The sequence below is a fragment of the Vibrio sp. 1-1(7) genome (genome assembly GCF_013048485.1).
Classification (GTDB): domain Bacteria; phylum Pseudomonadota; class Gammaproteobacteria; order Enterobacterales; family Vibrionaceae; genus Vibrio; species Vibrio fujianensis.
Genome location: NZ_VHSP01000001.1, coordinates 414,851 through 439,538, shown reverse-complemented (window position 1 = coordinate 439,538; position 24,688 = coordinate 414,851). Strand labels below are relative to the sequence as shown.

At 42.6% G+C, this 24,688-nt stretch carries 19 protein-coding genes and 1 other RNA gene; 11 read left to right on the top strand and 9 right to left on the bottom strand.

The genetic code is table 11. The annotated features are described in order from the left end of the window. Positions 1 to 62: 62 nt before the first annotated feature. Positions 63 to 2,405: a TonB-dependent receptor plug domain-containing protein gene (locus FKN05_RS02135; RefSeq protein WP_170886771.1), complete on the bottom strand. Its 2,343-nt coding sequence runs from the start codon at positions 2,403 to 2,405 to the stop codon at positions 63 to 65. A 588-nt stretch (positions 2,406 to 2,993) separates the two neighbouring features. Between FKN05_RS02135 and FKN05_RS02130 the strand changes: the two genes are divergently transcribed. After that, complete coding sequence (locus FKN05_RS02130) at positions 2,994 to 4,232, top strand: outer membrane protein transport protein (RefSeq protein WP_170886769.1); 1,239 nt, start codon at positions 2,994 to 2,996, stop codon at positions 4,230 to 4,232. A 14-nt stretch (positions 4,233 to 4,246) separates the two neighbouring features. Continuing rightward, a complete protein-coding gene (locus FKN05_RS02125) occupies positions 4,247 to 6,625 on the top strand; it encodes a VolA/Pla-1 family phospholipase (RefSeq protein WP_170886767.1) in 2,379 nt (792 codons plus the stop codon). A gap of 219 nt (positions 6,626 to 6,844) precedes the next feature. On the opposite strand, the gene FKN05_RS02120 is transcribed toward FKN05_RS02125, so the two are convergent. Together FKN05_RS02120 and FKN05_RS02115 are read right to left on the bottom strand one after the other, a co-directional pair. Continuing rightward, entirely contained in the window at positions 6,845 to 8,224 is a 1,380-nt protein-coding gene (locus FKN05_RS02120; RefSeq protein WP_170886765.1) for a sigma-54 interaction domain-containing protein, read from the bottom strand. 79 nt (positions 8,225 to 8,303) lie between these two features. Further along, complete coding sequence (locus tag FKN05_RS02115; protein WP_099612632.1) at positions 8,304 to 8,777, bottom strand: Dps family protein; 474 nt, start codon at positions 8,775 to 8,777, stop codon at positions 8,304 to 8,306. Between the two features lie 315 nt (positions 8,778 to 9,092). On the opposite strand from FKN05_RS02115, the gene FKN05_RS02110 reads away from it, so the two are divergent. Next, on the top strand, positions 9,093 to 10,073 hold the full coding sequence (locus FKN05_RS02110) for an SLAC1 anion channel family protein (RefSeq protein ID WP_170886763.1): 981 nt from the start codon (positions 9,093 to 9,095) through the stop codon (positions 10,071 to 10,073). 331 nt (positions 10,074 to 10,404) lie between these two features. On the opposite strand, the gene FKN05_RS02105 is transcribed toward FKN05_RS02110, so the two are convergent. Together FKN05_RS02105 and FKN05_RS02100 are read right to left on the bottom strand one after the other, a co-directional pair. Continuing rightward, positions 10,405 to 11,529 (bottom strand): hypothetical protein, encoded by a 1,125-nt coding sequence (locus FKN05_RS02105; protein ID WP_212752217.1) that lies wholly within the window; start codon positions 11,527 to 11,529, stop codon positions 10,405 to 10,407. Between the two features lie 66 nt (positions 11,530 to 11,595). Further along, positions 11,596 to 12,027: a hypothetical protein gene (locus tag FKN05_RS02100; protein ID WP_161428401.1), complete on the bottom strand. Its 432-nt coding sequence runs from the start codon at positions 12,025 to 12,027 to the stop codon at positions 11,596 to 11,598. A gap of 706 nt (positions 12,028 to 12,733) precedes the next feature. On the opposite strand from FKN05_RS02100, the gene zorA reads away from it, so the two are divergent. The 6 genes from zorA (at position 12,734) to FKN05_RS02070 (ending at position 21,215) form a co-directional block, all read left to right on the top strand. Next, positions 12,734 to 14,548 carry an anti-phage ZorAB system protein ZorA gene (zorA, locus tag FKN05_RS02095; RefSeq protein WP_170886761.1) on the top strand — a complete coding sequence of 605 codons (1,815 nt, stop codon included), beginning with the start codon at positions 12,734 to 12,736 and terminating at the stop codon, positions 14,546 to 14,548. A gap of 11 nt (positions 14,549 to 14,559) precedes the next feature. Then, positions 14,560 to 15,345: an OmpA/MotB family protein gene (locus tag FKN05_RS02090; RefSeq protein WP_170886759.1), complete on the top strand. Its 786-nt coding sequence runs from the start codon at positions 14,560 to 14,562 to the stop codon at positions 15,343 to 15,345. After that, positions 15,345 to 16,751 (top strand): EH signature domain-containing protein, encoded by a 1,407-nt coding sequence (locus FKN05_RS02085; protein WP_170886757.1) that lies wholly within the window; start codon positions 15,345 to 15,347, stop codon positions 16,749 to 16,751. The genes FKN05_RS02090 and FKN05_RS02085 overlap by 1 nt, the downstream gene beginning before the upstream one ends. After that, a complete protein-coding gene (locus FKN05_RS02080; protein WP_170886755.1) occupies positions 16,744 to 19,587 on the top strand; it encodes a DEAD/DEAH box helicase in 2,844 nt (947 codons plus the stop codon). The genes FKN05_RS02085 and FKN05_RS02080 overlap by 8 nt, the downstream gene beginning before the upstream one ends. Positions 19,588 to 20,151: 564 nt before the next feature. Beyond that, complete coding sequence (locus FKN05_RS02075; protein ID WP_170886753.1) at positions 20,152 to 20,952, top strand: hypothetical protein; 801 nt, start codon at positions 20,152 to 20,154, stop codon at positions 20,950 to 20,952. Next, entirely contained in the window at positions 20,949 to 21,215 is a 267-nt protein-coding gene (locus tag FKN05_RS02070) for a hypothetical protein (protein ID WP_170886751.1), read from the top strand. Before FKN05_RS02075 ends, FKN05_RS02070 begins: the two co-directional genes overlap by 4 nt. 147 nt (positions 21,216 to 21,362) lie before the next feature. Here FKN05_RS02070 and FKN05_RS02065 read toward each other — a convergent pair whose 3' ends face one another. From FKN05_RS02065 to FKN05_RS02050, 4 genes are all read right to left on the bottom strand, one after another. Further along, a complete protein-coding gene (locus FKN05_RS02065; RefSeq protein WP_212752216.1) occupies positions 21,363 to 21,773 on the bottom strand; it encodes a type II toxin-antitoxin system YafO family toxin in 411 nt (136 codons plus the stop codon). Next, positions 21,770 to 22,063, bottom strand: coding sequence for a type II toxin-antitoxin system Phd/YefM family antitoxin (locus FKN05_RS02060; protein ID WP_099612638.1), 294 nt, complete (start codon positions 22,061 to 22,063; stop codon positions 21,770 to 21,772). Before FKN05_RS02060 ends, FKN05_RS02065 begins: the two co-directional genes overlap by 4 nt. Before the next feature lie 327 nt (positions 22,064 to 22,390). Then, an RNA gene (ffs, locus tag FKN05_RS02055) (signal recognition particle sRNA small type) lies at positions 22,391 to 22,487 on the bottom strand. A 163-nt stretch (positions 22,488 to 22,650) separates the two neighbouring features. Continuing rightward, positions 22,651 to 23,388, bottom strand: a complete 738-nt coding sequence (locus tag FKN05_RS02050) for a VP0952 family biofilm-associated protein (RefSeq protein WP_170886749.1) — start codon at positions 23,386 to 23,388, stop codon at positions 22,651 to 22,653. Positions 23,389 to 23,451: 63 nt separating this feature from the next. Between FKN05_RS02050 and FKN05_RS02045 the strand changes: the two genes are divergently transcribed. Next, positions 23,452 to 23,613, top strand: coding sequence for an MGMT family protein (locus FKN05_RS02045; protein WP_170886748.1), 162 nt, complete (start codon positions 23,452 to 23,454; stop codon positions 23,611 to 23,613). A 146-nt stretch (positions 23,614 to 23,759) separates the two neighbouring features. Next, positions 23,760 to 24,617 carry an acyl-CoA thioesterase II gene (tesB, locus tag FKN05_RS02040; protein ID WP_099612639.1) on the top strand — a complete coding sequence of 286 codons (858 nt, stop codon included), beginning with the start codon at positions 23,760 to 23,762 and terminating at the stop codon, positions 24,615 to 24,617. Positions 24,618 to 24,688: the final 71 nt, after the last annotated feature.

Below are 24,688 nucleotides of genomic sequence, written 5' to 3'. Positions count from 1 at the left end.
CACAATAACAAAAACAACCAGTGGCTCATCACCACTGGCTGTGACTGATAACCATCAAATCATTAGAATTCGTAGCCTAATTCCAGCCAAAATTCTCGCCCAGGAGAATAAAGCCCATATTCACCACTACCACTTGATTTCACTGCACTTTGACGGACTTGCTCGAAAACATTTAACACATCTAATTGCACATAGGCGCGGTGGGTATAACCTAAACGAGGTTGCCAACGTAAACGCGTATCCCACTGTGTGTGGGTTCCGAAATCGAAACTGCGGTGCATTTCTAGCCCATCCGGTGTGTCATTAACGTATTCATACCCTTTTACTGGTGCTTTAATGTATACCTTGTTTGACCAAACCAGATCATGCTTTGGCACCATCATATCGAGCCCAAGCCTGACAACCCACTCATCGGTACTGCTATTGACCGCTTGCTCCATTTGGGCACGAGTCATGATCTTCCCATCTAGATAAACCAATTGATTTGGATCGATATTTTTATTCAATGCCACCCTGTCAGTATCTAACCAGTCAGCACCTAATGTGGTTGACCAATGCGTCTCTCCCAGTACCCAAGGCGTAATATTACTCACTTGTAAGGTGTAGATATCGACCTGGTAATGGCTTCCATTTGAATAGGAATCGACTTTTTTACCCGCAACATCTTCTTGCTGAACAATAATTCGTTTTTTGTTATCACGTAATACGTACTGAGCAGATAAGGCAAAATTACCGATATTTTGCACAACGCCGACGCTCAGTTCATCAGCGAATGGCGTCTCTAGTTGGGTAATCGTCTCATAACGACGGGTATGATCGTCATTCAGCTTTAATACCTCTCCTGCCAGTTTCATCGCAGCGAATGAACGACCGTAATAACGGTTGATGCCTAGATTAAAACGAGTATTGGATAACGCTTGCCAACTACTGGAAAACCTCGGCGCAAGATTGGTATTACCTAAATAATCATCCCGATCAACTCGGATGCCCGGACGGACAGATACCGAATTCCATTTGATCAAATCTTCCATATACCAAGAATAATCCTGATAAGCAGTATGAATACGTCCCTTGCGCGTGGTTTCTGTTTTATTCATCAACTCAAAATCACCCATCATCATCGTGGTATTCTGAGTTACATCTTGATCACGCTTAAAGCGATAATCGGTTTTCCGATACGCCGCTCCGACTGAAAAACCGTGCGAGGCCTTGCCCCATGTGAAACGGTCAAATTGATAATCGAGCATCACTTGCGTATTTTCTTGAGCAATTTGACTATCCCCATACCCGCCTAATTCGTAATTCATCTCTGTATCAAGATCAATGATGACTTGTGCTTGATTGGCCGAAGAATCACGCTCATCGAAAAATTTATCGTATGCAGCAGTCGCAGTGAGTTCACCCACACCAAATCGTTGTACCCATTTAATGGTGGAACCATACGCAACATGGCTATCTGTCACATTACCATCGATATTTTCAGCATAATATTTTCCTTCTTGATAATCAGAAAAACGAACGCCAAACTCCAAACGACGTTCAACATCTGGAGTCCAATTAAAATTCGCTAAAAAATTATCAGAACGACGAGTATGGTTCTGTTTATCCGTTTTCCCTTGTGGATTGAGCATCCGCGTTTGTTCAATATCAGAATCACGCCGACTAAAACCTATCACCATACCGATATCATCCGTGAGTGCGTGTTCAGCCATCACACTGAAAAATTCCTTATGATACTTGGGCTGAAAATCGGCATTAAAACCATTAGGGACGGCTTGATTGACTAAATCTTTTGCTGGCTCATCGACCTTCATTGATGCCCAACTCGATTGGGTCGTTCGATAACGTAACTTCACTTGATCTTCGCCGCTGTATTGGCGTGTTTCCGCCACCACCGCTCCACCAGTAAAACCACCTAATCGAGCCGGGACATCACTGCTATAAACCGTGACACCGGATAATAAATTCGCATCCAAAAAGTAAGCTTGTTCAGAACTACGATTAGGATTCACCCCCATAGAACCATCAAATAGTGCACCAGTCGGGTCAATATCATTATTGATATTAATGCCATCTAACATGTAGGCAGTCTGACTGGCATCCGCACCATTAATTGAAACTGATGCCGGTTTTATTTCTCCTCCGGTAAACCCTTGTAAGTCTCCCTCCGCAAAGCGAACGTTCGGATTATCTTTAAGATAATCCGTCAAATTCCCATTTGACGTTGGCGTGTTGCTAATATCTTCAGCATTGAGGGATTGTTTGATGGTTGTCTCATCCTCTTTAACATCAGTAACGGTGACTGTTAAATCCGAAGGTACATCATCTAAGTGAGATTGAGCAACAAGAGGACCACTGCAGAAAGCGATTGCAACGGCAATCAGGCTTTTATTAAAATAACGCATAAAAAATAATCAAATAATAATCGTTATCATTTAGATTATCACTAATAATTAACTAAGTAAATTGTGTTAAAGAACACCGCATAAAATAGAGCGTCTTATTTGGTGATAAATCAGCAGCAACGTTATCAGGCTATTGATTAACCGAATCGCTTAATATTGCCCGTAAACAACAAGTGAGTGATTGTGTTGTAACTTATTGTAAAACCTATACACACAAACTGGTACAACCAGAAAATCACTTTAATTCATTGATCTTGATAAATTAAATCTCTATCTTGCGCCTCTTTTTAGAAAACCACAGCGCCGTTTCCTTTGACAACTATTTAACAAAATATTAACATCAGGTTTTGTGTACTCTTTCTACTACAGGGTTCTTTTATTTCACCTTTTTGTACCCTGTCGCTCTTCAGCTTGAAGTGATGCATTCCAAAGTTAAGAGAACAAGATAGGCAAAGCGGCGCACAAAATAATCATCATGCTCCCAATCATTTGAGATTGCAGTTTTTCAGTGCATGCCTTGCTCAGTTTATGGTCAGTGCTGCCACTGTCATTTCAAGTGGAATGGATAAAAGACCGAGGAGGTCGAGAATGTTAAATAAATCTTCCCTTGCCGGCTGTATTGCTGTGCTATTCACCGGGCATGCCAGTGCCGCAGGATTTCAGGTTGCAGAACACTCAGCATCCGGTTTAGGCCGCGCATTTTCAGGAGAAGCGGCAGTGGCCGATAATGCCAGTGTGCTGGCGCGAAACCCCGCCGCCATGATGCGGTTTAAGACGGCGCAATTTTCTGGTGCACTGTCGATCGTCGATCCTGAAGTCAATGTGGACGATCTTTCTAACCACCAATCAATGAAAGATGTCGCACCACTACAAATTGTGCCTGCAGCCTACTATATCAGCCCAATCAATGACCAATGGGCATGGGGCTTTGCCATGTTTACCACCTACGGTGTTGCCACTGACTATCCGGATGACATTTATGCTGGTGATTTAGCGGGGGATACTTCGCTGATTTCAATCAATTTGAACCCCAATATCGCCTACCGCGTTAATCCAGAGTTAAGCGTAGGTTTTGGTCTTGATTTGGTCGTAGCCAAGGCCGAGTTAACTCGTCATAAAGGTGGCCTTGCTCCTTTCATGGGCGATGGAAAACCTAGCGATAAACTGATTGGAATGAAAGGCGATACGGTTGCATTAGGCTGGAATATTGGTGCAATGTACGAATTTGATCAACAAAACCGCATCGGTTTGGGTTACCGCTCACGGGTTAAACTCAATTTCGATGATGGTGAATTCTCCAGTTACGATACTGGTATCGCCACCAGCGCCGTGGTTCCTGGGCAATTAAAAATTGAACTGCCGGCGATTTTTGAACTCTCTGGTTTCCATCAACTGAATGATCAATGGGCAGTCCATTATAGTTACCAACACACGGATTGGAGCAGCTTTAAAGAGCTAACTGCAACCTCCAACCAATGTAAAAGTGGCACCTGTTTCCAAAAAATCGAGCAATATGAAAACAATAGACGCTGGTCTGCAGGCGCAACGTACACCGCCAATTCGACTTGGACGTTACGCGCAGGATTGGCGTTTGATGAACAAGCGGGAGAAGCCACCCTCAGCATCCCAGACAGCGATCGCTTCTGGTATTCAGCTGGTTTTACCTACACCATTAACCCACAGTTGACGATGGATGCGGGTTTTGCTCTTGTGCAAAGCCGTAATGGATCATTTACTGAGCAGAACCAAATTGGTCAAAACCTCAAATTTAAATCTGAGGCTATCGCTTATATCAGTGCGCTGCAATTTAACTACCGCTTTAATTAATTTCGGAGTCGAACATGAAACAGATGATTAAACTTTCACTACTCTGCTCTGCACTCTGGTTAGTCGGCTGCGGTGATGAGAGCAATAGCGCTGGTGCTAACACCGAGGTAGCGTACGAATCCTATATTCAACAAGCCCTACAACGTGATACCACAATTAAATTTGCATTAAGTGGTCAAGAGGCCAATGTACCTCTGCCTTCTTTTGCGCTAATGAATGCCAATGATGGCACATTAGAACTTCCACCTGGTAACAATACGACTGGATCGAATCCACTGGTTGCGATGGGACAAGTCGACGGCTGGCCCATCACCATGCCGCTGTTCCTCGATTTTAAAGGCGCAGGTTTGGCCGATAACATCATCACATCGGGTATTTATCTGTACGAGTTAACCGACTCGATGACCGGCTCTCCAAGTATCAAAACCTTATTAACCAATGGAGTGGATTACACTGCCATCTCCAGTGCCGCTTCCGATAAAATTCTCATTGTGCCGACCAAAGCACTCAATGCCTCTTCAGAATACATTTTGGCGGTCACCTCAGAAGTCTCGGATGCCAACGATAATCCGGTGGGGACCTCTGCAAGCTATGCCGCACTGAAATCCAAAAACAAGATTTACAGCGAAGGAGATATTGCGACGCTACAAAAAGTCACTCAAGGGGTGGAGAACATCTTCCAACTCAGCGGCGTCGATGAAACTCAAATCGTCTACTCGACGTGGTTTTCTACCCAATCGGTAAGCAATACCCTGTTTGCCACGCGTGGTGCAACCGCATCCGCTTTTGCCAGTGGCAGCAACCAATTAGAGACCGTGTGGAAACAAACGGGTATTGGACTCGATACCGCTTACACAATGCACTTAGGTACACCCGTTGATTTCGCTGCCGCTCTGACAGCCGATGACAATTTCAGTACCTATATTGGTGCAGACAAAAAAGCCGCTATTTTAGGGACTTACACGGCCAATACCGTTAACGTCACTAAGGGAACTGTCCGTCTGCCTTACTACCTTGAAACTGGCAGTCACTGGAATACTCAGCCGTTTGAATCGGCGATGCCAAGCCTTGCCAAGATCAAAGCCGCACTGGCAGACAGTAAAGAGCAATTAACGATTAGCAGCCAACTGCTTGCCGCGGGGATTGATACCAGCAAGCTCGCCACTGATGCGAGTGAACAGCTCAAGCTGATGGGTTTAACCTTGACCAAATCGGATGGTAGCCCGCTGGATCCTGAACGTTACATCACTCGCTATTCACCGGTACCCAAAGTGAAATCAGTGCAAGATGTGCCATTTTTACTGTTTACTCCGGCAGGCGCTGCGCCAACTGATATTGTGATTTATCAACACGGTGTGACATCGGCGAAAGAAAATGCCTACGCTTTCGCGAAAAACCTCACCGCAGCGGGGCTAGCAGTCATTGCCATTGATTTACCGCTGCACGGTGAACGAAGTTTAGACAGCACGCGCTCGGCCAATCATGATCCTCTTGCTTACATCAACCTCACCTACTTGGCTGTGGCGCGGGATAACTTGCGCCAAAGCATTCTCGATGTATTGGGGCTGCGTGCTGCGTTAACCGTTTCACAGCCACTATTCACGGGGACGTCACTGTCTGGCATCAATGTCGCAACGGGATCAAAAGTGCGCATGCTTGGACATTCATTAGGCGGTATTGTTGGCACCTCGGCAGTGGCCGAGAGCAATAAAACGTTGGGCTCGACTCCAGCCGATGCACTATACAGCTTCTCTGGCGCGGCTATTCAAAACTCCGGCGGACAAATTGCCAATTTGCTATTGGGCTCTGAATTCTTTGGCCCGCAAATCAAGCATAACGTTGCATTAAGCGCTAGCACGGAATACAAAGGGTTTGCTGATGCACAATGTGCCAGCTTAGATGATTCTGCTTGCTATAACTTGTTCACGTCCTTGGCAACCCAAGAGCAGCTTGCCCAAGTTACTTCTGGTTTTCAGATGTTCTCGTATGCGGCGCAAACTCTACTCGACACCATTGATCCTTACTCTGTGGTGAGCTCCCAACTGAGTCATAGTCCAATCACAACGGCTCTCTATTTCTCTGCAGTTGATGGTGATGCCGTGGTTCCCAATCTAATCGATTCGGCGGTGTACCTCAGCCCTCAATTCGCTGGTACAGAACCTCTGGCTGAGCTGCTGAGTTTAAATAAACTCAACTCAACCCAGTTGCCACCATTACCTACAACCAAAAGCTTTGTTCAGTTCAACAGCACAGCGAAACACTCAACCTTTGTTGCCCCGCAAGACGCAGGCTATGCTGATTTAGCGCATCATACTGAGATGCAAACTGAAACCGTCGATTTTCTGAGCAATGATCGTTTAGATCAGGTTAGCAATGCCTATGTTCTGAAATAAACACGATAATCACGAGGTAGCCACTTGCCGCCATCACGAAGCGGCAAGTCAGCCCGAGCAACACCGGACGTATATACTCTGCTTTTGCTCATAGACGATTTGCCTCACCAAGGCATACAAGCATATTTGGGCCTAGCGATAAAAACACTCGGATTGCACCAGTGCAATCCGAGTCGTTATCGATTAATACATTACTACCATCCAATGCAAGGCTATAAATTATGAGCGAATGATTCGATTGCGCCCATTTTTTTCGGGGAAAGGAATGCCTAATGATTTCATTTTTCGATATAAGGTTGTTTTATGTATACCAAGCTCGTCGGCAGTGGCAGCCCGATTGTAATGATTACGCTCTAAAGCAACCTGAATAGAGCGTCTTTCAGCCACTTCACGTACCCTATTAATGTCTTGCTCCTCTGAATCTTGCGATGTTGCCAAGCTTAATCCGGTTTTCAGACACACTGGATTAATCTCTTCGCCTGAACATAAAACAAAAGCACTTTCAATCATATTTTCTAACTCTCGGATATTACCCGGCCAGTCATGTGCCATCAGCAACGCAAGCGCTTCAGAAGTTATACCTTGAATATGACGTTGATGTTTCTGATTAAACTTACGAATAAACTGATCAACCAATAGTGGGATATCTTCTTTACGTTCACGTAAAGAAGGTAATTTCAGATCCACAACATGAATTCGATAGTACAAATCCTGCCTGAATTCACCATTAGCTATCATTTGTTGTAAGTTCCGGTGGGTTGCGGCAATGATTCTTACACTACTTTTTTCTGATCGAATGGCACCCAAAGGCTCATACTGTTGCTCCTGTAAAACGCGCAGTAATCGAACCTGAAATGCAGGGCTAATTTCACCGATTTCATCCAGAAATAAAGTGCCGCCCTCTGCTAATTTGAATCGACCTGGCTTATCCCGAGCCGCGCCAGTAAACGCGCCTTTTTTATAACCAAACAATTCAGACTCCAACAAATTGTCTGGTAGTGCCCCACAATTAACCGCCACGAAAGGCTGATCAGAACGGCTACTCATCTCGTGAATCGCTCGCGCTAACAACTCCTTCCCCGTTCCGGTGTCTCCTTGGATCAAAACGGTAATTGGGCTTTGCGCAATCGCGGGTAATGATTCAAAAAGCTGGCGCATGGTTGGGCTATAGCTAATAAAATTGCCGACCCGAAACTGACCATGCAGCGCATTTTTTAGCGCTTCAACTTCGCTCAAATCCCGAAAAGTCTCAGCTCCCCCAATCACATTGCCATTGGCATCTTTCAGTACCGCAGTCGATACAGAAATAGGGATCTGCTCGCCATTAGCGTTAATAATAAAACCGGGCTTATTAATGATTGGCGTCTGATCTTGCAGAGTACAACGCAGTGCACAATTGGCCTCACACATACTGGATTTAAAGACTTCAGAACACAATTGACCGAGTGCTTCTGCTCGGGAAATACCAGTAATCATTTCCGCCGCTCGATTAAAAAAGCTGATTCGCCATTGATCATCAACGGTAAAAACACCGTCGGAAATACTTTCTAAAATATCGATGGTAAGAGTTGGGTAAGGTGCCTGATTGAATGTATCCATAACGCTTCACTTAGCATCGCAGCCGATAAAACAGCAGTGTGGGATAACGGCCCATTACCCCACACCTCACAAGTAATCTCTATGCAACCAACATTGACCTTAGCATCCATGCGGTTTTCTCATGAACACGCATACGGTCAGAAATAAGAGCCGCCGATGATTCATCACCCGCGTCCTGAGCGGCTTTTAAGATTTCTCGGCAGGTTCTAATCACTTGCTCATGGCTTTGCGTTAGAATCTTGACCATCTCCATCGCCGGTGGGATCTCTTCCACTTCTTTAATTGAACTTAAAGCAGATAAAGACTTATAAGTACCCGGTGCAACAATATTCAATGCACGAATACGTTCGGCGATATCGTCCACAGCCGTTGCAAGCTCAGTATAATGCTCCTCAAACATTAAATGTAAATCACGAAACTGCCGACCAGTGACATTCCAGTGAAAATTATGAGTTTGTAGATAAAGTGTATAACTGTCTGCCAGCAGACGCTTCAAACCTTCCGCGATCGCAATACGATCCGCTTCATTGATTCCTATATCGATAGAATTCATTTTATCTCCTTGATTTATATAACACTTATTATCTTGAGTTTATAAAGCTCACCCATAAGCATAATCTCTTTTCTCCCGCAAATAAATAGCATATGCTATTAACTTATATTTTATACAAAATAGCGACATAGAAAAATGATCCGTCGTGTTAGGCACTCAATCTACCGTGATATTTTAGATAATGTTAAATTAGCTGTTGCTAATTATTACAGTCAACACTAAGATAAACCGACTATAACGCGTATAAATCATGACTTAGATGAACCCGAGTTAATCGTTATATTTTACGCCAACCGACTAAATAAAAGGTTTGATATGAATAAGTTATCGATAAACCAACCCGATGCTATAAAAGAAGAAAACCGATTAATGCACTTCCCTATTTCTATGTTTTCTATCGTCATGGGGCTAAGCGGTTTTTCCATCGTATGGCAAAAATCTCTAGGAACACTCTTTCCTTGGCTAACCACCTTTACTAGCGGGTTAGCCAGTGCCGCAATGATACTGATTAGCGGCCTTTATCTTTTAAAACTCATTCGCTATCCCAATGCCGTCATTGCAGAAACTAAGCACCCAATCAAAATTAATTTCTTTGCCGCCTTTTCAATCAGCTTGCTGCTTCTCTCTATCGTTTGGCACTCGTTTGAATCACTGTCTTATACATTATGGGGGATTGGAGCCATCGTTCAGTTATCAATCACATTATGGGCGATGCATAGCTGGATCCACCATGATCATTACCGCCTCGAACACGCTAATCCGAGTTGGTTTATCCCCGTGGTTGGGAACATCATTGCGCCTATTACCGGTGCTAAGCTCGGGTTTATCGAAATAAGTTGGTTCTTTTTCAGCATTGGTATCGTCTTTTGGCTGGTGTTATTCACCATCATTATTAATCGACTCATTTTTCATGCGGTATTGCCTGCACGTTTTAAGCCAATGTTATTTATACTGTTAGCACCACCATCCATCGGTTTTATCTCCTACAGCTCACTCGTACCTGAACTGACCATCTTTTCCAGAGTACTTGCTTCCGTAGCACTCTTTATCGCCACTTTATTATTACTGAATATCAATCAATTTAGAAAAGGCGGGTTCTATCTTTCATCGTGGGCTTTTTCATTCCCAGTCGCTGCTTTTAATATTGCTTTGTTGCGATATGCAGAATTAACTCAGTCAACGGTGAGTTTGTATCTGGGTAGAACTTTATTAGCGGGATTGACCCTACTGATTTTGTGGCTGCTATGGAATACATTTAAAGCCATCAAAGCTGGCGAGATATGTCAACCAGAATAAAGGCGTTTTTCGATGTAACGCGATCAAAAAATACACATTCACTGGTATACCCAAACCACTTGTATACCCAAACCACTTGGAGTGGCGGGTAGGCGGTAAGTGATAAATTTGTCTGGAACAAATTTACACAACCATCGGCTGGCCTTTGGTGAGAGCCAAGGATGGCTCTTATAATCTCCATGAGCATAGACAGGCGATGTGATAGAGATGAACGAACGTAGCCAACACCGATGCAGCTTTAAGTAAGAAGGGAATACATTCAGTAAAACCGTTGCCAAACAAGCTTTGAAGATACGTTAGCAACGGTTAATTCGATAACCAATCAGGACAGTTATTTTAAATCGAATACTCGGTAGAGCGAGTGGTCATCTTTTTGTTTAGCCGTTATATGCGGATTAAAATACATAACGGCACCGTTACTCAGATCTTTTATATATGGATTGACCGACACGCGTTCCTTTTTATACCAATCTTCGAAATAGTCCAAATTCTCTTTTTTCCACAAATCTTGCTGTTGATTCAATTTCATCGCTGGCACATAAAGAATTTGCTGTATATTGTCATCCCCAGAGAATTTTAATTTTTCGATTGGAAACCCCAAAGGCAAAAATGTTTGAGCCACCATATAATCTCCATATTGTGGTACCAGTGGGATATAGCCATTATTGTCTCTAATTAGCATGGGAATTCGGTCTGTGTTGGCATAACAAGGAGAGTAAACCGCGTTACAACTGACGTCATTGGAACCTTCTACCCTTGTGTAATCAAGCAAGTAGAAATTATCTGCACCTTCATTGTGATACCATTCCGTTGCGTTACTTCCCATGGCAGCTTTTACCGTATTAATCGCTATTTTATTTAACGCTTGCGCTTGTGCATCCAAATCTTGATCATGATCGACTTTTTTTATTGTATAAAGCATTTGATTACCCAAGCTCGCGCTATAGCCCATTCTTACCCCTTGTTGTGCTAATAACTGCATACCAGCTTCAAAAGGTGAGAGACTTCCGAGTGCAGCACCAGCAACGGTCATCACTGAAGCAGTGTTAACCAACTTATGGCTCTCTTTAGTATCATAAAAATAATTATCTAGGTTATTCGCCCTATGCTCAGGTTTAACCCACGTTAAAGGGTAAAGGAAGCGGCTCGGCACTGAGTAATCATCAGCATCCAGCTCATAATCGTCGGCATACTTTCCTTTTAGATTGATATATTCGTTTGGTGTTTCAGCACAACCAAATATAAATGATGAAGCAGCGAGTATTAACACTGACTTTAAGGCCGTCGTTTGGTTAAGCACAATATTTCCTATATTTATTTGATGATTCGCGACCCAAACAACTTGCAGTTGCTGGCGGGCGGTGAGTACATACCCATCAGGATAGACAGACGATGGGATTGGGGTGAGCAACACTTTCGACGGTTTCAGGTTGCACGAACATAAATCATCGAACATAAGCACTTGATACACCATCTGATGTATGAAAACTTCAATCAGAAAAATGCAAGATTGGGCGATAATTTATTTAGCAACCTCACACTCCACCTCCTGATCTTTAACATCAATGGTACACGATAGATCGGACCACGGAGTTGCTACGGTAAAAGATACGTCACCGCTCCACATGCTTATATCCATAACATAAGCTGTCGGATAGTCTCGCTGTAAGTTAGTTAATGATACATCACCACTCACAGAGCTTGCATTTTTCTCTTTATTGCCCAGTTCACAATATTGAACTGACTTCTCTGTTTTAAATTCATATACAATAATACATGGATTATCTTTCAAAACATAAGCTGCAAATTTTTCTTTCTTCGTGCTCACAGAATAATCCGAAGCATATAAGCGATAATCAGAAGCAATTGTATGAGCTGACACCACCATCAAACATACAGTGAAGGTACGTTTATGCCTCATTCTAAATGCTCCTTTTTTAAATAAATCCATCATGTGAAATCTCAAATTAACCCCACGCTTTAACATCCGACACCACTATTTTAAACGTTTGACCATTATGATTAACCGGTGGCGGATTCCCCACGCCAAAATTTCAATCAATTGTAACACCAGATCGATGCCCGTAGACAACTGTATGCATTGGAAAACCGATAAGGATACGTGTAACAAGATTTTGGACAGAAGCTCGTTAGACGAATCACTCTAACGCTCTTTATTCTGATGAGAAAAAGTGTAGTGGTACAGTAAATTTGGCGACCTAAATAACCACCCTTGTTATTGTCACCGTTGTAAGCAAAGCCCTGAACAGGCACTTGTGCAGAGTTGTACCTTAATGAATAGCTAAGTACCTATTTTCTCTCAACTGCCTTCAAGCTAACCCCTTAGCCTGAGGTTTCTTACCAATTCTTAGCCAATTTAAGAATTGGTAAGAAGTAACCCATGAGCTGTGCTCATGAAGGAGTCGACTCTCTTCAAAGCGCAGCTTTGGTTTAGCCACTTTTTGATATTTATATATAAATGGAGAAAGTGGCTTTTTTGCACTGCCTAGCAGAAGCGATACAAAAAGCCTATTTCCTCACAAAAAAGTTAAGCTTATTGCTTGGCGCTCATATGCAGCCTGCTTTAATATGACACTGAATGATAATAACATCAGCGCATTGTAATGCGACAACACAGCAGAATTGGCTAGGATATTTTGATGAGCGCGAACTTAAGCAATGTGATGAATTTCATCACTTCAACCGAATTCATTTTTTTATATTGCGGCGGTATTATCGCCATTGCGATTTGGTCGGCTATCAGCTTTTGGCTCAGGTTTTCTCCAGTCAGTGGCTCAATGCACAACGCCCTCAAGCAGACCAATGCAACACCAAAAAACAAGTTAGAGTTCCCTGAGTACTACTACGAACTCCGCGAATGGATGAACGAAGACAAATATTTAAAAGACTCTTGGAGAGAGTTTGAGGAAACATTGTTGCTGCCAGGTGAAGATTTCGATGGCGATAAGGAGGTCATCATGAACACACACCTCCCTGCTGTATATTTTAACCCAAAGAATCTTTTACTACCCAATATCAACCTCCGTTATTACAACGCATTACCTAATATTCTTACTGGGTTGGGGATCGTCGGTACTTTCATTGGTCTAACCGTTGGGATATCACTCGCAGCACCTGGTCTAAACTCAAACGACATAAAAGATGCAAAAGAGGCCTTAAATACTCTTCTTGATGGTGCTTCACTTGCCTTTATTACTTCTATCGTTGGCTTGCTTACGTCATTAGTCTTCTCCGCATATGAAAAGCGCTACACCCATCTGTTCAATAGTACTTGCCAAAAACTTAATTCAGCTTTAGATGCTCGTGTAGAGTATTTCTCAGCAGAGCGCCTAGCGAGTAAGAATCTAGCGGAATCTCAAAAGCAATCTTTAGCGCTACAAACATTTGCCAATGATCTCGCAGTATCCCTCGGTCAAGTAATTGAACAGCACGTAACCCAGCCAATGATAAGTGCGATAGACGAACTTAGAACTGATCAAAAATCAGCTAGTGACGAGACAGTGTCAAAAGTTATGGGCGAGTTTGCAGATAAGATTGCTGGTGCGGCGGGTGAAGAAATGAAAGCGTTCGCTTCAACCATTAAAACCATGAGCGACAGTTTAGAATCTCAAGTTGAGTCCTTAACGAAAGGTCAGGATGAGATGCAAAAAGCCGCACAAAACGCAGTTTCAGGCATGTCAACGGCAATGACTGAAGGCAGTGCAAAAATCAACGAGGGAATTGATGAAGCCGTCAATTCATTGCTAAATAGCGTAGAAAAATCGATAAATAGTGTAACCCAACAACTGGATGACGCATCACAAAAATTAGCTAGCAACCTCCAACAAGGGTTAGAGCAGTTTGATAACATCCTTCTCAAGTTAACTGATACAGCTTCCCACTACCAAGCTATGACCGATGCTAATAAAACTCTATACAGTGATATTTCTGAATCGATCCGAGTCATTGGTGAACTTTCTGAAAAAGCAAACCAAACCAATCTAGATTTTCAGCGAACAGCCGAGACATTCCAAAATTATATCCAGTCATTAAACAACACCTCCGTTAAGCTTGCTGACTCTACAAGTAGTGTTGACTCAACCTTGAGCACATTACGTGAAGTTCAGGAACAAATGACCCAAGTTTGGAATGAGTACGAAGAGCGCTTCTCTGATCTAGACACTACTCTAGAAAACTTGTTCAGAAATGTAAGCAGTGGCCTTGAACGTTATGCTTCTCAAACTGATGATTATATTCTTGGATTAGACAAACATGCCTCAGAAGTTGTTCAGAGTCTCGCTGCCGCAACCAAAGAAATCGCTGATGCGATTGAGTCTTTAGAAGATAATCTGGATAGGAAAACGGATATCTTTGAGTCCTCGATTATTTCTATCTCAAACGCAGCAGAAGAGAAACTAAAAGGATTCAAAGCCAACATTCACAATTACACGAAACAACTTCAGTCTGATCAATAAACAGGTAACTTATGAACGAACACCATGAACTCTTGGAAGATGAAGGTGCTGGTTACCTGATTTCTGTATCCGATATGATGTCTGGATTGCTTCTCGTATTCATCATTACACTCGTCGCATTTATCATCAACTTTCAAGACGCTATACAAAAGCAAAACGAGGTTACTGAAGCACGTAAAGAAGTTGTTCGGAAATTAACTAACACAGAACAGGTAAGAACTGAACTGCTACAAAATCTGAGACTCAAACTTGCAAAAAAAAATATTGAAGTAGAAATTGATACTCACCATGGCGTGCTTAGGCTTACTGAAAAAGCCGTGCTATTCAAGACCGCAGCAGACACCCTGAGTGAACATTATACTAATAATTTAAAAGTCATCGGGAGCGTCCTGAATGAAGTTATACCTTGCTATGCTGCAAATCCTCCCAATGATTACTCATGCCCAAACCTCAACGAGACAAGAGGTAAAGTAGACGCAATATTCATCGAAGGGCATACTGACAATGTCCCAATGAGATCCAGTCGAATGAAAGACAATTGGGAGCTCTCTGCTAACAGAGCCATCGCGGCTTATCGACTAGTTGTACCCAAAAGCGTACTAGAGACCCTCCAAAATACTTCGGGGCAACCCGTTTTCTCAGTAAGTGGGTATGGCGAGGGACGTCCAGTTGAGGGCCATGACCACGATACACCAACACCAGATGGTGCGAATCGTCGAATCGATTTGCGATTCATAATGACGCCACCTACGCTAACTGCCCCACAAAAAGCTTTTATCGAAAAGGGAGTTAGATAGTGTCTCTGAAAGACTACCTTAATGACTTCACAACTCTCGGTTCAAGAACTGCTCCAGATATTTCTCTATCGCACCTCAAGAAAGAGGCGCTGAAACTTAGAGAACGTCACGGCTTTACAACTGTTCCTATCCCGAATGCCACTGATATCCAAGCCGTGTACCGTAAACTGTTAAAGTCATTTCAGCATCAATCCTTATCACTTGATTTAAGCCGAAAAGAGATGAATTTGCTACCTTGGGCTTTCATGTTATCTGTGGATGGTAACCCTCCACTTTATGAAAATGAAACCTATATAACCATCCTGTTTACACATCTCGGCGAATCATCGAAACCAGAGGCTGTTAGACCTTTTATTCATGCATTTCTTCAAGAATATCCTTTACATTCAGAACAATTTGAGCCCTTACGCTCAGGACTTTACGAACTTGTCGAGACAAATAAACATACAAAACTAAACACAATAAAAGAGTGGATATTAAATTCCCGTATTTTGGATAGGCACAGTCACAAAAAGTGCAGTGAACAGCTATTAAGCAAAGGGTTCCAATCAACTTTTACCCAATACAAGCTTTCTATGGGACTAGAGTATGGTCGTTTCGCAATCGAATCCCTTTTATTTTACCTAAAGCGACTAGAAGTAGATTTAAGCACGTATAGCGAAGAAATTCAGATAGAGCTCATTTCTGCATGCTTAGATTTTTTCATAGAAAAAGATGACTCATTCAAGTATCCATTACTAAGAGTCCAACTCGCACAAGGGTTACTGACTTCATACTCTCGCCACCAAGCTTCATCTAGGATAAAAAAACTTCTCACTGATTTCTTCCTCCAACAATATGGCGATCCACGTACATCAACCGAGCAATGGCATGGTGTCCATTCATTGGCTCTTGATGTGATAAAAGGCTGGATGGTTGAGAACACCATGAATGATTTCTTCAACTTACTAAGCCATGTCGCTAAGACGGACTCAACTGCTGATAAGCACTGGAGATACAGGAAGCGATTTTGGAATGCTTATCTAAAGAAAGGACATATTCAAGAAGCATGGGTAGCACTGGGAACTCGTGCTTATGCCGAAGCAAACAGCTTTCTACAAGGTGGTCGTAATACTTATGCAACACTTTCAGGAGCTCAGCCACATCATAGTGCACTGATAATGGTAATCAATGGTGTAATGATTACAGAGTGGAGCCATGTAGGTAGCTACAGGTTATGGGATAACAGCAATAAAAGACCCAAACTTTATTTGAAGAGTTACCACAGGGAATCTTTGGTCAATTGGGCTGACTACACTGGCCCTCACACTGGTAGTGAAAATGGTAGGTGGCAGTATAAACTTTCACAACTAATTAATGATTTAACAGGAGTTTCGGTGTCCAACAAGGAGTATATGCATGTCTAGAACCGCTCAACTCACATGGCAAAAAAACGACGACGGTTTTCTATTTCAGGTTAGTCATGAGGGTTTGATTTTACCTCCTAGCCAATGGTCTAGATACAGCTTAATAATGGGTGACACGCATGTTGTCGTGGATCCCTTGTTTCGTGGCATAGAAGATGTACCAACTCCACTTATAAGCGACGCTGGGATAACTTGCTCTGATCAATTCATTGCATCACTTACTGAAGTAGAGATCCAAAAACTGTGCCTTCCTCCAGTATCACACGCCAAAGTTAAAATTGTAGCTAAAGGGCTAATTAGCCAGCCAAATTTTCAATTGTCATATCGACTAATGGCTCCTGAAGGCAGGCCAATGATGGGAGCCAAGGTCGCTGGAATAGAATTAAAGCATAGAGGACAAACTGAGTTAATCCTTGATCCACTCTACAGCATCATCACTAAGATTGACCAATTTAACAGCACTAACATACTAGACCAAGATGAAAGGTTCGTTCGATGGGGAGAAATAAAAGAGCTGTTACCTGACGATTCTGTTGTGGATGGTCAACTGCAAAATATCACCATATGTCGCGCAGATAGGGTTACTTTAGATATCAAAGAGCACGGGATTTTTAATCCATTATTAATCAAATCAAATCCTACAAAAGACTGGGATATTCAGGGGCAATCTGATGTTGAATATGCGATACCTAAAGCTAGGCAGAAGAAATTTGAGGATCACTTTAAGGCCTGGAGTACAACAAGGTCGAATTATGCCATTGGCAATGGCGTATATGTTGTTCTTCCCCTTAGAGTGCAAAAAGTCCTCAGCGTAATAAAAGATTATCAGACGAAAGATAGTCAAGAGAGGTTAGCTTTCGTTTCAAATCCACATAAGATCATTAATGAACGTTTAGATCTGGAAGATAACCCTGAGGATCTTGATTCCATTTTTGTGGAAACCCCCGACTTCATTAGCCAGCGAATCGACACAATTGGTGTCTGGTCACCCAAACTTTGCGCATATGTTGCAAAACGGGAAGGAGACTGGGTACCTGATGACGATGAAAGACTATTTTTTCCGGTAGATGATCTTCTGGTGAATTTTACAGTTGATGAAATGAAGCACCTTCTAGGTGAAATAAACATCGCGCTAGACAATGAAGTCTCTGAAATATCATTTGAAGGACAACGTGTCCCCGTATCACTGGAAACCAAAAACCTACTTATAAAAATACTTAAGCCCTTTGACGAGCATATAGGGCCTCCCGATGCCCCACTTGAAGTTCTGGCTCCAATCGTGAAAGACAATATTGAAGAAGTAGAGTTTGAGGTCATAAAGCATAATGCTAGGCCGAAGCTGCCTAAACTACCAAAAGCACTCAAAACAAAATCACTGTATGAGCATCAAAAGTTTGGTGTTGAATGGTTAGCTGACCATTGGGAATCAGGCTCGATAGGTGCTTTGCTCGCTGATGATATGGGGTTAGGCAAAACCATGCAGGCATTAGCGTTCCTGGCATCAGTTAAGGAGCTCATGAATGATAACCACTACCCTACCAAACCGTTTCTCATCGTAGCGCCTTCTGGATTGCTTAAAAACTGGCGCGACGAAGCTAGTCTCCATATAGAGGAAGGAGGGCTGGGTGATGTATTTGAGGCGTTTGGAGCTCAAATGAGGGACATAAAGACTTACAGTGTAGTGGAACGCAACTCACTATTGTCAGGTAGTGGCTGGGTATTAACTACCTATGAAACGCTTAGAGACAAGATCAAATACTTTCTCTCAATTGACTGGGGAATCACCATCTTTGATGAAGCCCAAAAGATTAAGAACCCAGTCTCTCGTATGACTGAAATGGCAAAATCATTGTCTTCTGATTTCACATTGATGCTCACTGGCACTCCCGTAGAGAATGAGCTGAAAGATTTATGGTGCATTGTCGACACCGCTCAGCCTGGTTTATTCGGTTCACTCAGCCAGTTCCATAATGAATATGCTAAACCAGCAGAAAGTGACCCTTCTGAAGCTCAAAGACTTAAGTCTCTTCTGGTAGAAAAAAGTAATCCCCCGCTGATGCTTAGGAGATTAAAAGAAGATCATCTTGAGGGACTTCCTCAAAAACTCATCCATCAAGTGGCTAAACCTATGCCTGAGCTACAAGCAGCGGAGTATGAAAACATCGTTCGAGATGCACAATTGAGAAAAGGAATGGCTGGTGGCGTTCTAGAGACGATACAAAAAATCCGAAGAGCATCGCTTATCGCAGAAGAGTTTGACGGAAACGGTATAACCGACGGAGTAGTTAAACGTTCCGCAAGACTTACTGCACTAATAGAAATCTTAGACAATGTACATAAGTCTGGAGAAAAGGCTTTAGTGTTCTGCGAAGCTATTGATGTCCAAGAATATCTTTCAGGTTACCTACAGCACCGATATCAACTCCCTTCTAGGCCGCACAGAATCAATGGCTCGGTCGATGGTTATACACGAAAACAATATGTAGATGATTTCCAGAGCGGCGCTGTGGGCGATTTTGATGTCATGCTGCTGTCACCAAAAGCGGGAGGTGTTGGTTTAACTATAACTGCGGCCAATCACGTCATCCACCTTACACGGTGGTGGAACCCAGCAGTAGAAGACCAAAGCACAGACCGTGCATTCCGTATAGGACAAAAGAAGGATGTTAATGTGTACATACCAATGGCCATTCATCCCAAATATAAGGACGCATCGTTTGACGCTAACCTCAATAGACTTCTCTCCAAGAAGCGAAGTCTTAGCTATAACGCCTTGATGCCAGGTACCATTACTAAAGACGAAATGAAAGATTTGATTTCCCAGAGTGTTGTCTAAAAACGCAGCCTAGTCACCTAGGCTGAGAATTCTTGAGCATGAAAACTTAAAGCAAGTAAGAAACTCAAAGAAAACAAACATGAGCTGTGCTCATGAATAAACCGAGCTTCTTCAAAGCGCAGCTTTGGTTTAGCCACTTTTTGATATTTATATATAAATGGAGAAAGTGGCCCGTCTTTATGAAATGGATAATGGCTTGAACAGCTTTAGAACGATTACCCACAACTTAGAGATTTAGATCACATTTAAGAATATTTTTGCTCACTCAGCCTTGTCGATGAAATTTTACTGACTAAGTTAATCCCATCCAAAGATTACTCTTTGGTGTTCAGATATACCTTTCTATTGATTCGTGTATCCGACTGTTAATAAAAATACTAATAAGCGACCCCAATAGATGTTCAGATAAGCAAAGACACTTCCTTATCTTAACGATTCAGTCTGGCGTAACGCTAAATAATTCCGGGGATTCAATTTATCTATTTGATGAGTATGTCTCTTGTTACATCAAGTTTCCTACTCATCCTCTAAAGAAGGCGCTGAAATAGTATTTAAGGATGAAATATGAAAAAACACGTTATTGCGATAGCGGTTAGTTTAAGTATCCCACTGGTAGCACATGCGATGGAGCCATGGAATAAAGATACTATTTACAATTCGGGAGATCTAGTCACTCACCTTGGAGAGTCATTTGTATCTTCCTATTGGACACAAGGAACTGAGCCAGTAGTAAACGATATCTCTTGGGATGGCTGGATTCACATCAATGCAGATACGATTGACAACTATGAGCATGAAACACCTTATGCAGGAGGTTCAGCCGTGAACTTTGAAGGAGATATTTACCTAGCTAAGTGGTGGGTTCAAGGAGAGTACCCTTCTAAGTCTGGCACTTGGCGTTTACTCGATGACTTAGAACCATCTCCAGACCCAGATTTAGACCCTAAATCTCCCGAGGCAATTGCGGGAGTTGATAAAGATAACAATGGAGTTCGTGATAGTTACGAAGTGGCTGTAACAGAGGCGTATCAAAACCCCCAAATTGTTCAACTGGCCATTAGCCTAGGTCTTGAATATACCGATATCAATGAAATTGCGTTTGATAAATCCATCCAGTTGTCAGTTGAGGATGCGACTAAAAAGTACAATGAAATTTTGGTCTTGGAAGAGTGTGCGGAGAAGTTGCTAAAAACAGGTGTTATTGAAATTACGCCACTAGAGCTGCATGCCGATACCTTGTACAGAGCGTTAACCTACCGAAACGGTAAAGAACGTATTTTCGAACAGATGGAACACGATCTTGATGCGATTTTAACGATTGAGCAACCGTGTGTAGGGACAATGGCAGAGGAGGCGGTGAGATGAAAAAGCGCGCGACTATTCTTGGTTTGATGTCACTATTTTATGCTAGTACGAGTGCCGCTCAGTGTGAAAATAATGTCGATAAACTCCAGCTTGTCTACATCAACGGAATGTTTACTTCTTCAGAAGGGGCTAAGCAAAACGTAAGTGCTTTGAATCGATTCCAAGACAACTATCTTTATACTGTAGAAAAGGCATCAGGCGTTGAATATTCCTATAACTACTCGGACTTCAAGCTCAAACGAATAGCCCACACTTGCTCATAGTAACTTTTAATAACCCCTAGATTGGTGACTTCGTATTACTTCTGGTAGGAGAAAGTAGTAATAATAGACAGTGCATGAGTATTTACTGTGAATTGCTTTGGGGCATTTTCGTGTTGTATCCCCCTTAACGACCTTGGACAAAACGGTTTAGAATTGCTGCCTAAATTTTTCAGCTATCAAACCTAAGTTATGCATGATAGTTCGATTACGGGCTTGCTCATGAGCGTCAGGTGCAAGAATGGCGATTAACAGAAAACAACTAAGGTCATTCCAGCCTTGGCAATACACTAAGTGTTTATCACTCGTTTGGTAAAATTGGGTAGAACTTAAGAACGGAGCATCACTAGCAGCTAAGTCAATGTGCCTAACTTCCTCTGACTTCAAGATCGGTAATGTATTGGGATGATCATAAGCTTCATCTCGCCCAAAAAAATCTGGTTTTTGACCAGTCTCCTTATAGTGTCTAAAGTCTTTAGTCAAAGATTGAAGCTCGCTTTCAGTAAGTGAATTAACTAAGATCTTATGCTTAAAAATTCTAATATTTAATGACTTACTCACTCTTGAAACTCACCCAAAATACTCTCATTAAACTCTGTTAATGCTTGAGCATTCAGATCAGCAATGACTTCTAAGCGAGCACTCATTGGCCTAAATGATGAAACAGAGTCAGCATTCTTGCCTTCTAAAGCTTTTATCAGTCCTTCAAAAAAAGCGGCGCTCATCATATAACCAGCAGGCTCATTATTCGATAAAACTACGACTGGCTCCCCTGATAAACAATCTTTAAAATGCTTTCTAGCTTCGCTTGATGACACTGCTTTTTCTGCATAGATTTTACTTGTTTTCATAACACACCCGAGTACTTGATTGTGCATATAAGCATTGCATGCATGTTTGTACAGAATCAAATTGAAGTGTGTGCTGTCACGAAATGGGGCAGAAATCAGCTAGCCACGGCAGTTAGCTCAATGGTTGAGAAATAAACTCTTTAATGTGCGGATTGTATTGGAGGTAAAAATAGAAATCGAATTCTATGAAGTGAGTACGAATAATAGCGTCGTTCTTCAAGTTGATAAACTTACGAATGTGGTATAAGTGAGATGATTTCTTAGTTTAGCCGAAGATAGCAGCATGATTTTTGTTATAAATCTACAACAATATGAAAAGAAGGGTGGAAGCCCCAGCCACATCCCGGCACACACGTCATTCGCTGTGGCTGCTTCCTTCCGGACCTGACCAAGTTCACGAACTAGTGTTGCGGGAGGACCAGAGCCTCCATAGTTCACTTTAACGCGTTGGCTAAAGAGTGCGTGAATTATCAGGCATCCCTAGTACTATTGCAACCCTAAATCCTGAGAAAAGCATACTCAATGAATTAACTGACCAGCAATTGAACAATTCGCCTAAAATATAGCGTTTGAATACGGCGGTTCGATCAAGATATTGGTTCTTCGGTACTTTTTAATAGATAGTCCGTCATCCAAGCGGTGGATAGTAAGCATAGCCAAACCACAAAAACAGAATTAGGTACCTCTATGGCCGGAGAAATAACGACAGCCATAAATGCAATTGATGGCAACGTCCAACAGAGTAATTTGGCCCACTGAAATGATGACGCTTTGACTAACTGACTGATGATAGCGAGAAGTCCTGTTATGCACAAAGCCAGCAAAACAGCAAACGTTGCTTCCGCAATCCATAATGGAACAAGCAAAATTAACGCCCACCAATGACGATGTGGAGAGAATTTCCAACTATTGGCAGCCCACCAAATAGCCATCACGGAAAGTAACTGCAAAAAGGTCATACTGGGCGTTCCATCTAATTTTTCTGCCGACTGGGTAACCATTATCCCTACTTGCAAGGTCAGTAAAATCAACCCACTGACGGCCATAATGCCCATATTACTTGCCCGTGAAAAAGCAACCATCATCAGGGGAAACACGACCCACATACTGACCGATAATGCTGCTGGTTGATGCGCCAATGTGATGCCATACGTTGCCATGCCGATCAGCAGCACAAGACCAGCCAAACCACTGCGAGGAAGCACCCACAAGACCGGAATCAGTAAAGCAATGAATGGCAGCTCATGGGAACTCAAGCCAATGGTTTGTCCGCAAACCATGGCCAATACGATGGTGATCATAAATTGAAAGATGGACAATACCATACCCGCTCCTTATACCTATCCATGGTAACCATTGAACTAGGGCTTGTTAAGTATGGACCAATTTTGACAACAAATCTTTGCCGTAGTGCACCAAATTCCGTTTGTTGGTTAGTAACCTATGATGAAATGGCCCGTTTAATCGGTTACTCTGGCTTTGCCCGTCAGGTAAGAAACATGTTAAGTCAATTGCCACAAGAGAGAAGAGAGCAAACTACAGCGCTGTGACGTCTTGTTGTACAAGTATCGTTTCAACATATTTTATAACGTCAATTCTCTCTTGACAACGATTTGACCTCTTTCACAAAATAGCGATTCCGACTTAAGTCGTAAACGAATTTTAGTCTGCAAGCAACCATCATTAGGTGAGGGTCATGAGTCAACCATTAAGCGAATTATTACGCCTGCTACAGCTTGAAAAGCTTGAAGAAGGTTTATACCGAGGAGAAAGCGAAAACCTTGGTTTACCCCAGGTCTATGGCGGGCAAGTCATTGGTCAAGCGCTCTCTGCTGCACGTTACACGGTCGATTCTGATCGCACCGTTCACTCCTTCCATAGCTACTTTTTGTATCCCGGCGACCCTGAAAAACCAATTATTTATGATGTTGAAAACCTGCGTGATGGAAGAAGCTTTAGTACCCGAAGGGTGAAAGCCATTCAAAATGGTCGACCTATCTTTTATCTCACCGCTTCTTACCACATCAACGCTACTGGATTTGAACACCAAAAAATCATGCCTGATGTTCCGGGGCCTGAAAACTTTGCCTCAGAATCTGAATTGGCTGCGCAAATTGCCCACCAATTGCCAGAATCTGTTCGTAATATTTTTTGTGGTGAAAAGCCGATTGAGATGCGCCCAGTCACGGTCATCAACCCACTCAAACCACACAAAGCCGAGCCAAAACAGTATTTATGGATCCGTGCGAATGGCGAAGTACCCAATGAACCATTGATCCATCAATATTTACTCGGGTATGCCTCCGACTGGGGTTTTTTAGTCACTGCGTTACATCCTCATGAAGTGTCATTAATGACACCGAAATTTCAAGTTGCCACTATCGATCACTCTATTTGGTTCCATCGACCATTTAAGATGGACGAATGGCTGCTATACGCAATTGAAAGCCCTACCGCCAGTGGTACACGTGGTTTAGTCCGAGGTGAAATCTATAATCAGAAAGGTGATTTAGTTGCCACCGCTATCCAAGAGGGCGTAATGCGCTTTAAGTAATATACCCTTCCTACTTGAAGCTGCAGGGGTGTTGGCTACATTCTTTCACCCCAATCACATAGCCTGTCTAT

Excerpts from the sequence above, each read along its gene's own strand:
- FKN05_RS02135 (WP_170886771.1), bottom strand. The coding sequence starts at position 2,405 with ATGCGTTATTTTAATAAAAGCCTGATTGCCGTTGCAATCGCTTTCTGC.
- FKN05_RS02130 (WP_170886769.1), top strand. The coding sequence starts at position 2,994 with ATGTTAAATAAATCTTCCCTTGCCGGCTGTATTGCTGTGCTATTCACC.
- FKN05_RS02125 (WP_170886767.1), top strand. The coding sequence starts at position 4,247 with ATGAAACAGATGATTAAACTTTCACTACTCTGCTCTGCACTCTGGTTA.
- FKN05_RS02120 (WP_170886765.1), bottom strand. The coding sequence starts at position 8,224 with ATGGATACATTCAATCAGGCACCTTACCCAACTCTTACCATCGATATT.
- FKN05_RS02115 (WP_099612632.1), bottom strand. The coding sequence starts at position 8,777 with ATGAATTCTATCGATATAGGAATCAATGAAGCGGATCGTATTGCGATC.
- FKN05_RS02110 (WP_170886763.1), top strand. The coding sequence starts at position 9,093 with ATGAATAAGTTATCGATAAACCAACCCGATGCTATAAAAGAAGAAAAC.
- FKN05_RS02105 (WP_212752217.1), bottom strand. The coding sequence starts at position 11,529 with ATGTTCGATGATTTATGTTCGTGCAACCTGAAACCGTCGAAAGTGTTG.
- FKN05_RS02100 (WP_161428401.1), bottom strand. The coding sequence starts at position 12,027 with ATGATGGATTTATTTAAAAAAGGAGCATTTAGAATGAGGCATAAACGT.
- zorA (WP_170886761.1), top strand. The coding sequence starts at position 12,734 with ATGAGCGCGAACTTAAGCAATGTGATGAATTTCATCACTTCAACCGAA.
- FKN05_RS02090 (WP_170886759.1), top strand. The coding sequence starts at position 14,560 with ATGAACGAACACCATGAACTCTTGGAAGATGAAGGTGCTGGTTACCTG.
- FKN05_RS02080 (WP_170886755.1), top strand. The coding sequence starts at position 16,744 with ATGTCTAGAACCGCTCAACTCACATGGCAAAAAAACGACGACGGTTTT.
- FKN05_RS02075 (WP_170886753.1), top strand. The coding sequence starts at position 20,152 with ATGAAAAAACACGTTATTGCGATAGCGGTTAGTTTAAGTATCCCACTG.
- FKN05_RS02070 (WP_170886751.1), top strand. The coding sequence starts at position 20,949 with ATGAAAAAGCGCGCGACTATTCTTGGTTTGATGTCACTATTTTATGCT.
- FKN05_RS02060 (WP_099612638.1), bottom strand. The coding sequence starts at position 22,063 with ATGAAAACAAGTAAAATCTATGCAGAAAAAGCAGTGTCATCAAGCGAA.
- FKN05_RS02050 (WP_170886749.1), bottom strand. The coding sequence starts at position 23,388 with ATGGTATTGTCCATCTTTCAATTTATGATCACCATCGTATTGGCCATG.
- tesB (WP_099612639.1), top strand. The coding sequence starts at position 23,760 with ATGAGTCAACCATTAAGCGAATTATTACGCCTGCTACAGCTTGAAAAG.